The following is a 9,004-nucleotide window of genomic DNA, read 5'->3' as shown; positions in this document are numbered from 1 at the left end:
GGCGCTCGAGTGGCGGGGGGGGGGGGGCGGCCCGGGCGGGCGCCCCCCCGGCCCCCCCCCCGGCGGTCGGATTGGACGACGTCACATACGGATAGGTGCCGTGGTCGACATCGAGCAGGGTGCCCTGGGAGCCCTCGAGCAGCACCGTCTCGCCGCTCTCCAGGGCCTGGTTGAGCAGCAGCCGGGTGTCGGCGATGCGGTGCTTGAATCCTTCGGCCTGCCCGAGGACCTCGTCGACGACCTGCGCCGGGTCAAGGGCCTTGCGGTTGTAGATCTTGACCAGGATCTGGTTCTTCAGCTCGAGCGCCGCCTCGACCTTCTGGGTGAGGATCTTCTCGTCGAGGACGTCGGCGACGCGCACGCCGACGCGAGCGATCTTGTCCTGGTAGCAGGGACCGATGCCGCGGCCCGTGGTCCCGATCTTCTTGTTGCCCAGGAAACGCTCGGTGACCTTGTCGATCGCGACGTGGTATGGCATGAGCAGATGCGCATCGGCGGAGATCAGCAGGCCGGAGGTGTCGACGTCGCGGTCCTCGAGGCCACCGAGCTCGGTGAGCAGCACGCCGGGGTCGACGACCACGCCGTTGCCGATGACGTTCTGCACGCCGGGCGTCAGGATGCCGGACGGGATGAGGTGCAGCGCGAAGGATTCCCCGGTGGGGAGTACGACGGTGTGCCCGGCGTTGTTGCCACCCTGGTAGCGGACAACCCAGTTGATCCGGCCTCCGAGGAGGTCGGTCGCTTTGCCTTTGCCCTCGTCACCCCACTGGGCTCCGATAAGCACGATCGCGGCCATGTCCGGTACTCCTTTGTGTGGCGCGCTTGGGACCAAACCTGACCAACACTACTGGGTCGGCGCGCTCGATACGCTATCCGCGTGCCGTTTGCCCTTCTGAGCCAGACCAGCCGCGCCGACGACAACAAGGCCGTCCGCGCCGCGGTCGCCGACGCCCTCACCGATCCCGACGTCACCCGACTCGTCGTCGAGCCGCGTGTCGCGGAGCGCTTCGCACCGACCGTGGCGCACGAGAACGACATCTTCCTGTCCCAGGTGCTGGCCGCATTGATGGTCACCGAACGACTCGACGTCGAGATCGCATACGTCTCCGCCGAGGCCACGCCCGCGACGCGTCGCTACCGGTTGCCGCACGGGCCGGCGGCGCGCGAGCTCGCCGAACACGGCACCGCGGTCGCGGTGCCGCTCATCCGCGACGACGCCGCGACCGTCATGGTCGGCAGCGCGCGTCACCTGGGCGCCGAGGGCGCGAAGCTGCACGGTGAGACCTACGTCGACAACGAGCGACTTTTCGACGGCGAGGTGCGTTCGATCCTCATCGAACCGACCGTGACCGCACCCGGCCTCCGCGCGCAGGTGGAGCGGATGTTGTTGCCGGGCAGGTGGTTCACCGGGCGCGCGTGCCAGACGGGAGGCACCAACGTCGTCGTCGAGCGCGAGGGCGTCGTGAACCCGCGCGTGCTCAAGCGGTCGACGTTCTACCGCCACGTCACCGATCTCCTGCTGGTGCGCCCCTGATCCGCGACTCAGCCGACCGGCCACGCCTGCGGGCCCGTCGTGAGGTGGAGATCGTCGCGCCGGATGAGCGTCGTGGCCACGACACTGATGACCGCGGTCAGCACGAGGTAGCCGGCGGCGAGCCACGGTGACCCACCGGCCGCCCCGATCAGCGCGGTGAGGATCAGCGGCGTCAGGCCCGAGGCGTAGATGCCGGAGAACTGGTAGACGACCGACAGTCCGGTGTACCGCACCGGGGTCGGGTACAGACTCGCGAACAGGGTGCCCTGCGCGCCGTAGAAGAGTGCGTGGATCACCCCGAAGACGATCACCAGTCCCACGGTGAACCACAGCAGGTTCGAGGTCCCGAACAGTGCGAAGACCGGATAGACCGCGACGCCGTAGGCGGTGATCCCGATCAGGTAGATCGTCTTGGCGCCGTACCGGTCCGTGAGCAGTCCGGAGAACGGCAGCAGGGCCGCCATCACGAGCGAGGCGATGGTCACGGCCACCAGGACCGGGACCTTCTCCATGTCGAGTTCGCTGGTCGCGTAGGCGATCGCGAAGACGCCCCAGGTGTTGAAGGCCGACCCCTCACCCCACCGGGCGAGGAGGCCGAGGACGGTGTTGCGCGTGTTCGGCGGGACCACGACGTCGCGCAGTGGTGCCGTGGACTTCTTGGCGAGCTCGGCCACTTCGGCGAACGCCGGCGTCTCGTCGACCTTCAACCGCACGACGAACCCGATGACCACCAGGACGATGCTCACCAGGAACGCGATGCGCCAGCCGTAGGTCAGGAACGCCTGCTCGTCGAGGGCCACCTGCAGCAGCGCGAACACTCCGGTGCCCAAGGCGAGTCCGAGGGCAAGGCCGATCTGCGGGATGCTCCCGAACAGACCGCGCTTGCCGTCCGGGCTGTGCTCGACCGACAGCAGCACCGCACCTGCCCACTCCCCGCCCAGCGCGAAACCCTGCGCGATGCGCAGGAGAAGCAGGAGGATCGGGGCGAGCACACCGACCGTCTCGGCGGTGGGCAGCACACCCATCAGGGCGGTCGCGACGCCCATCATCACCATGGTGATCGCGAGCGTGCGCTTGCGGCCGATGCGATCACCGATGTGCCCGAAGACGACTCCGCCGATCGGGCGCACGACGAAGCCCACCGCGAACGTCGCGAAGGACAGCAGGGTGCCGACGAACGAACTCTGGTCGGGGAAGAACAACTGGTTGAACACGAGGCTCGCCGCGGTCGCGTAGAGGAAGAAGTCGTACCACTCGACCGTGGTGCCGAGAAGGCTTGCGGCGACGACGGTCCGGAGCCGTTTGCGACGTTCGACGTCGGTCTCGCCGGCGAGCACGGGTGGAAGTGTGGAGGTAGCCATGACCGACACACGGTAACGACGCGGCGACCCGATCCGACGACTACGAATCAGCGTGAACGAAAAGTTGCGGTCGGCGTCCGCACCTCGCCGCCGCCACCGGAGGTGCGGTCGGACCTCAGCGGCCCGCGGCGAAGTAATCGTCGAGTGTCACCATGCGCAGCTTCCGATTTCGGATGATCTCGACGAGTTCCGGATACACCTTGGTCACCGGATCGTGATTGGCGTGGCCGATGACGATGCTCTGCGGACGGAAGTACTTGCGCGCGCAGCGGATGAGGTACCTCTCGGTGATCAGGCCGGAGTCGGACAACGAGCCGTACCAGAGGGTCGGCACCGTGTAACCGAGGTCGGCGGCCACCGCGTCGACGCCTGCGTTGTGGTACCCGAACGGCGGGCGATAGTACGGCGTCCCGTCGACACCGAACTGGTTGGTGAGGAACCGTTTGGTCCGGCGCAGTTCGTCGGCCACCCCGCGCGAGGACAGCTCGGTGAGCGCGGGATGACTCCACGTGTGATTGCCCAGCTGGATCTGGCCGGACTCGACGAGCGGCCGCAGGGTGCTGCGGTGGTCGGTCCAGCCGTCGAACGAACCGGTGACGAAGAAGGTGAACCGGGCGCCGGTGTCCCGGGCGAACTTCACATAGGCGCCGATCACCTCCGAGCTCGCGCCGTCGTCGACCGTGAGCGCGAGACACCGGCCGGGACCGGGCAGTGCGGTGATGGCCCCGTCGGGCAGCGGTCGGCGGGTTCCGACCGCCGGCGGCAACAGTCCCGACGACGGGACGGGCGTCGTGCTGGTCGGCCGCGGCGGGGTGGACGGCCCATCGGCCGGGTCGATCTCGGCCGCCGGGACCGGCGTCGCGCAGCCCACGAGGGCGCTCGAGGTCAGAGCCCCCACGGTGCCGGCGGCGAGCACCGCGAGAAAATCGCGTCGTTCCATTCGCCGCAATGTAGGGCATAACCGACATTCACGGCGCCACGACGCACGGTCACCAGGTCATCTCGTCACGACATCGCCGCTGGTGGTCGTCGGGATCGATCTGCACCGTCGCATGCTCGAGGCCGTGACGGGCCAGGACGGCCTGCGCGGCGGGCAACACCTCACCGTTGGGCCGACTGCTGCCGAGGTGGACGGTGGCCACGTCCATCCCGGTCGTGAGCGTCCAGACATGGAGGTCGTGCACGTCGTCGACGACGGGGATGTCGGCCAGGTCGGCCCGCAGCGCCTCGACGTCGACGTGGGCCGGCGCCTGCTGGTTGAGGATCCGCAGCGCGTCGAGCGCGAGCCGCACTGCCCGCGGGACCACCCACAGCGCGATCAGCACCGCGACGACGATGTCGGCGTACCCCCAACCGGTCGTCATGGCGACGATGCCGGCCACCAGTACGCCGACGCTGCCGACGGCATCGGCCAGCACCTCCAGGTAGGCGCCGCGGACCGCGATCGATTCCTTTGCGTCGGCCCGCAACAGCAGCATCACCCCGAGGTTCACGAGGAGGCCCACCAGCGCGACGACGATCAGGGTGAGCCCCGGGACCTGGGGATCGCTGCCGATCCGCTCGACCGCCTCGTAGAGCACGAAGGCGGCGACCCCCATCAGCAGCACGGCGTTGGCGACCGCGGTGAACACCTCGGCGCGATGCCAGCCGAAACTACGGGTGTCGGTGATCCGCCCGTGCCGGCCGAGCAACAGCGCGATCAGGCCCATCACGAGCGCGACGACATCGGTCAGCATGTGTCCGGCGTCGGCGATCAGCGCCAGCGAGTTCACCAGGATGCCGGTGACGAGCTCGACGACGAAGTAGCTGCCGATCAGCCCGACCGCCAGCACCATCGGCCAGAGCCGACGCTGCCCCGCGGTCCCGGCGGCGGGCGCGTGCGAGTGCGAATGTGAGTGCCCCATGATGCCGGTCAATATATGCAGAAGTTCGCATATGTGGCAACAGGCTGGTCAGCTCCGCAGCGTCGCCAGCGCGGAGGACCGGCGCAGACCCGCGGTCATCAGCAGGTCGACGAGCAGCGAACGGATCTCGGCGAGCAGCGCGGCCTCCGACAGATCGCTGTTGGTGACCAGGTCGATGCGGGCCTTGCGCACGATGCTGCGGATGACCCGGGCCGCGTCGGCCTGGTCGGGTTCTTCGCCGGGGTCGGCCATCATCATCGCGCGCAGCACCTCGAAGGCGCCGGCGAGATCGTCGATGATCTCGATCAGCTCGGGGAGCACCGGCACCCCCCGCTGGGTCATGCCGAGCGACCGTCGCGCGATGATCCGGAAGTTGCGGACCGCGTTGTCGATCGGGTCGGCGGTGGCCGAGATCCGGTCCAGCCGCATCCGCGAACCCCAGTAGAGCGGTGAGATCCTTGTGACCTCGCGTCCGCCGGTCATGTCCGACCGCATCTTGTTGATCGCGGCCTGCGTCCCGCGACCGGATTCCAGGGCGGCCGCGATGAGCTCCTCGTCGCGTTCGCGGAGTCCGGTGGCCAGCTGGCGTGCCGCGTCCCGCACGGTCGCCAGGACGCCGGCCGCGTCCCGGCGCGCCCGGCTCGCCGGGTTCACCGGCAGCAGCGCCCCGACGAGGATGCCGACCAGCCCGCCGATGAGCGCGTCGAGCGCGCGATGGAAACCCGCCACGCCGCCGGGCGGGAGGAGTGTCGCGACCAGCGCGGCCGACGACGCCGCCTGCATGGGGACCAGCGGGCCGTCGTCGAGAAAGACCGCCACCGTCATCGCCAGGGCGACGACGACCATGATCTGCCAGGCCCCCTCACCGACCAGGCTGATGAAGAGATCGCCGACGAGGATGCCGATCGCGACACCGCCGACGAGTTCGGCGGCCCGGCGCCACCGCTGCCCCAGGGACAGGCCCAGCGAGATCACCGCGGCGATGGGCGCGAAGAACGGGTCGGGGTGGATGAAGATCTCCACCGCGATCCACCACGACACCCCCGCCGCCAGCGCACACTGGACGATCGGCACCAGCGACACGCGTAACCGGCGCAGCCGGTTCTTCAGCGGCGCGGGCATCGCGTTGAACACCCGGCGCGGATACGACGGGTTCGCGGCAGTCGATGCCATCAGGCGGATGTCATCCGCGGGTGACCGGTCGACTCGGTGCGATCACACGAGGCCGAGTTCGGCGGCCGCGCGTGGATCGCTGTCATTGAGCAGATCGAGGCACCGCAGGTGCTCGTCCTCCTCGCCGATCAGTTCGGCGGCCCGGGCCAGCGCCCCGACGCACCGCAGGAAGCCGCGATTGGGTTCATGGCTCCACGGCACTGGCCCGAAACCCTTCCAGCCGTGTCGTCGTAGCTGATCGAGGCCGCGGTGGTAACCGGTCCGGGCGTAGGCATAGGCCGCGATGACCGCGGCGGTGTCGATGTCGTCGCCGGCGGAGGCCGTCTTCGACGACTCGAGAGCCGCCTCGGCCAGGTAGGCCCAGGCGATCGAGGCGGTCGGGTGTGCGGCTGCGACCGCGGCCGGCGCGGCGCCGTTGAGCAGGTCCGATTCGGCGTCGTCGTCCCCGGTGAGCAGAACGGGTTGCGGGCCGAGTAGATCTCCGAAAGACGTCATGTCCTCTATTCAAGCACCGCCTGCGGACTCCGACGCCGTTCGCTCGCGGCGGCCGGCGCCCATTCGATCAAATGCCCTAGTGCTGGACCGCCGGGCCGTTCGCTAGGGTGAATGGCGCAATCGGTCCTGCTGCCCGCCGCTGAACGGCGACGCCGGGCGGCCGGGCCGTAGTCGTGCACGGGCGAGATGCGGGGTGATTCAGTCGATGGCGCGATCCGACAGGCCGAGAGCCGCTGTCACCAAGGCTCTGTCGACGCTCAAGCAGGTGCGGGACGAGCACCGGGCTCGTCAGACGGACACGCGGCCGACCCCCGATACTGTTCCGACCGGCACCGACGCCGCTCCACCCAGCACCAGCAGAGAGGGTCACGAGCCACCCGTGGACGATCCCACCGAGAACGAGACCGCCGACGACACGGCCGCCCCGACCGAGGCGACCCCAGCGGAGTCCACGACAGACGCGTCCACGTCCGAGGAGACCACGACGCGCAAGGCAGCGACCGACAGGGACGCGACGGACAGGGACGCGGCGACGGACAAGGCCGCGAAGCAGCCCGCGGCACCCACCCCGAGAGGGGGGCGTGGGATCGACGGCGCCACCCAGATCATCAACCGCGACAACCTCCCGTCCGCCGAGGACCTCGAGGACCTGGACGACATCGACCCGCTCAGCGAGGCCTCCGACACCGCGGAGACCGAAAAGACCGAGCCCGACGACGCCGAGGCCGCCCCGCCGGCGCCGGCCCGGCTCGGCCCGAGCGACTCCGCGACCACCGTCATCCGTCGCTCGGACCTCCCGGACGCCGCTGAGCTCGAGGACCTCGACGACATCGACCCGACGGCCCCGGGGCCCGAGGCAGCGTCCGCCGGAGAAGCGAGCGCCGACTCCACGACCGAGGGCTCCGACGCCGAGACCGCGTCCACCGAGTCCGGGTCTGCGCCCGAATCCGAGTCGGATCAGGACACCGGTGCGGCCGCCGAACCGGCGCTTGCCGACGACGACACGGACCCGTCGACGGGCACCGCGGTCAGCGCCGGTGTGGCCGCGGCGGGCGCTGCGGCCGTGGCAGCCGGAACGACTCGTGACGCCGACGACGAGTCCGAGTCCGAGTCCGTGGACACCGACGTGGCTCCAGACGAGGCAGCGACGGACGAGGCCACAGCAGACGACGCAGAGGCTCACCAGGACCCCGTCGCCGAGTCGGACGCCGACGACGAGCCGGCCGAAGCCGAGGGCGCAGAGGCAGAGGGCGCAGAGGCCGACGGCGTCGAGACCGAACCAGCACCGGGGGAGCCGGTCGCGGAACAGCCTGTCCAGGATGAGACCCCCGCGGACGCGGCGACAGCAGACGCCTCGACAGCAGACGACTCGGCCGTGACGGAGGTCGACTCGCCGACCGAGACCGACGCTGCCGCCGACGTTGACTCCGACGCCGACTCCCCCACCGAGGCGATCGCCGTCCCGACCGGCGAGAACACCGACGCCACCGAGCCGGACAACGCCGACACCGACACCGAGGACGAGGACGACTCCGGTTCGGACGCGGCGACGGCCGTCATCCCGGCGGCAGTAGCGGCATCCGCCGCCGCCAAAGCCCGGACCGAGCCCGACGCGCCGGCCGACGACGACGCGCGGACGACCCCGGAGCCGGCCGTGGCCGCGTCGACCGCCGGATGGACGACCACCGACCGGGAGCCCCAGGTCATCCCGGGCAGTGACCCCAAGGCACCGCGCAAGAAGCGCGGCAAGGGTCTGCTGATCGCCGCGGCAGCGATCGTGGTGGCCATCGTGGCCGTCGTCGGCGGTATCTTCGCCTACAGCAGCCTGCAGGCACCGGCGCCCGCGGACGAAGCCGCGACCGTGGCCATGGACTACACCACCGCGCTCTACGAGGGCGACCTCGAGACCCTGCGATCGGTCACCTGCGGTGAACTCAATGCGTTCTACACCGACTTCGACGACGCCGCGTACGAGCGGACCTACGAGGCCCAGCGGTCTCGCAACGAGCTCGTACAGACGCAGGGAATCAACGCGGTCCGGGTCGTCGAGGGCGGCAATCAGGCTGTCGTCGAAGTCGTCGCGGTGCACACCAACGCCCCGGACCAGCCCGAAACCGTCACGCTGAACCTGCAGCGCGACGGCGACGACTGGAAGGTGTGCAACCCCACGTGACGAGCGGACACCGGCCGGGCCCGCCGCCCGGACCGGGTGGCCGCTCCGCGCCGGGTTTCTACACCCCGCCGTCCCGTCCGGTGGCACCCGCCGCATCGACGCCGCGGCCGCGTCCCGCCGCGGACAACCGTCTCGTAGGGCAGAGCCGGGTACCGAGCAATCGAATCCGGCCCTATGCGGTCGAGCCGCCGCGGCGATCGCGGTCGCGTGTCGACCCGGCCGTCGTGATCGCGGCGCTCGTGATGATCGCTCTCGCGGGTGCGGTCGTCGTCGGACTCGCCATCACCTGAACCCGGCCGCCGAGGGGACCGGGCCTTCCAAGCCTGAAAACAGTTCTGCCCGCACCCCTTTCAGGGTGCGGGCA

Annotated in this window: 9 protein-coding genes; 3 read left to right on the top strand and 6 right to left on the bottom strand. The window is 70.0% G+C overall.

Translation table 11 applies throughout. The annotated features are described in order from the left end of the window. A partial coding sequence (locus M4D77_RS10565) for an adenylosuccinate synthetase (RefSeq protein WP_259936179.1) occupies nucleotides 1-796 on the bottom strand: 796 nt, incomplete at its 3' end. A gap of 81 nt (nucleotides 797-877) precedes the next feature. Here M4D77_RS10565 and M4D77_RS10560 point away from each other — a divergent pair. Then, nucleotides 878-1,534: a hypothetical protein gene (locus tag M4D77_RS10560; RefSeq protein ID WP_259936178.1), complete on the top strand. Its 657-nt coding sequence runs from the start codon at nucleotides 878-880 to the stop codon at nucleotides 1,532-1,534. 8 nt (nucleotides 1,535-1,542) lie between these two features. Here M4D77_RS10560 and M4D77_RS10555 read toward each other — a convergent pair whose 3' ends face one another. From M4D77_RS10555 to M4D77_RS10535, 5 genes are all read right to left on the bottom strand, one after another. Then, on the bottom strand, nucleotides 1,543-2,895 hold the full coding sequence (locus tag M4D77_RS10555) for an MFS transporter (protein ID WP_259936177.1): 1,353 nt from the start codon (nucleotides 2,893-2,895) through the stop codon (nucleotides 1,543-1,545). A 115-nt stretch (nucleotides 2,896-3,010) separates the two neighbouring features. Next, nucleotides 3,011-3,835 carry a polysaccharide deacetylase family protein gene (locus M4D77_RS10550; protein WP_259936176.1) on the bottom strand — a complete coding sequence of 275 codons (825 nt, stop codon included), beginning with the start codon at nucleotides 3,833-3,835 and terminating at the stop codon, nucleotides 3,011-3,013. A 49-nt stretch (nucleotides 3,836-3,884) separates the two neighbouring features. Continuing rightward, complete coding sequence (locus M4D77_RS10545) at nucleotides 3,885-4,799, bottom strand: cation diffusion facilitator family transporter (RefSeq protein ID WP_086533915.1); 915 nt, start codon at nucleotides 4,797-4,799, stop codon at nucleotides 3,885-3,887. A 48-nt stretch (nucleotides 4,800-4,847) separates the two neighbouring features. Further along, nucleotides 4,848-5,972, bottom strand: a complete 1,125-nt coding sequence (locus M4D77_RS10540; RefSeq protein ID WP_086533916.1) for an aromatic acid exporter family protein — start codon at nucleotides 5,970-5,972, stop codon at nucleotides 4,848-4,850. Nucleotides 5,973-6,014: 42 nt separating this feature from the next. Further along, nucleotides 6,015-6,467 carry a DUF3151 domain-containing protein gene (locus M4D77_RS10535; RefSeq protein ID WP_065629570.1) on the bottom strand — a complete coding sequence of 151 codons (453 nt, stop codon included), beginning with the start codon at nucleotides 6,465-6,467 and terminating at the stop codon, nucleotides 6,015-6,017. Between the two features lie 379 nt (nucleotides 6,468-6,846). Between M4D77_RS10535 and M4D77_RS10530 the strand changes: the two genes are divergently transcribed. Both M4D77_RS10530 and M4D77_RS10525 read left to right on the top strand, forming a co-directional pair. Then, nucleotides 6,847-8,640, top strand: coding sequence for a hypothetical protein (locus tag M4D77_RS10530; protein ID WP_259936175.1), 1,794 nt, complete (start codon nucleotides 6,847-6,849; stop codon nucleotides 8,638-8,640). Next, entirely contained in the window at nucleotides 8,637-8,930 is a 294-nt protein-coding gene (locus M4D77_RS10525) for a hypothetical protein (protein ID WP_189340127.1), read from the top strand. Before M4D77_RS10530 ends, M4D77_RS10525 begins: the two co-directional genes overlap by 4 nt. The last annotated feature ends 74 nt before the right edge of the window (nucleotides 8,931-9,004 follow it).

The sequence above is a fragment of the Gordonia sp. p3-SID1431 genome, from assembly GCF_025143765.1.
Classification (GTDB): Bacteria; Actinomycetota; Actinomycetes; order Mycobacteriales; family Mycobacteriaceae; genus Gordonia; species Gordonia hongkongensis.
The sequence above is the reverse complement of the archived record's forward strand: the minus strand, read 5'-3'. Positions and strand labels throughout refer to the sequence as shown.

Coding starts and splice junctions, on each gene's coding strand:
- M4D77_RS10555 (WP_259936177.1), bottom strand. CDS start 2,895: ATGGCTACCTCCACACTTCCACCCGTGCTCGCCGGCGAGACCGACGTC.
- M4D77_RS10550 (WP_259936176.1), bottom strand. CDS start 3,835: ATGGAACGACGCGATTTTCTCGCGGTGCTCGCCGCCGGCACCGTGGGG.
- M4D77_RS10545 (WP_086533915.1), bottom strand. CDS start 4,799: ATGGGGCACTCACATTCGCACTCGCACGCGCCCGCCGCCGGGACCGCG.
- M4D77_RS10540 (WP_086533916.1), bottom strand. CDS start 5,972: ATGGCATCGACTGCCGCGAACCCGTCGTATCCGCGCCGGGTGTTCAAC.
- M4D77_RS10535 (WP_065629570.1), bottom strand. CDS start 6,467: ATGACGTCTTTCGGAGATCTACTCGGCCCGCAACCCGTTCTGCTCACC.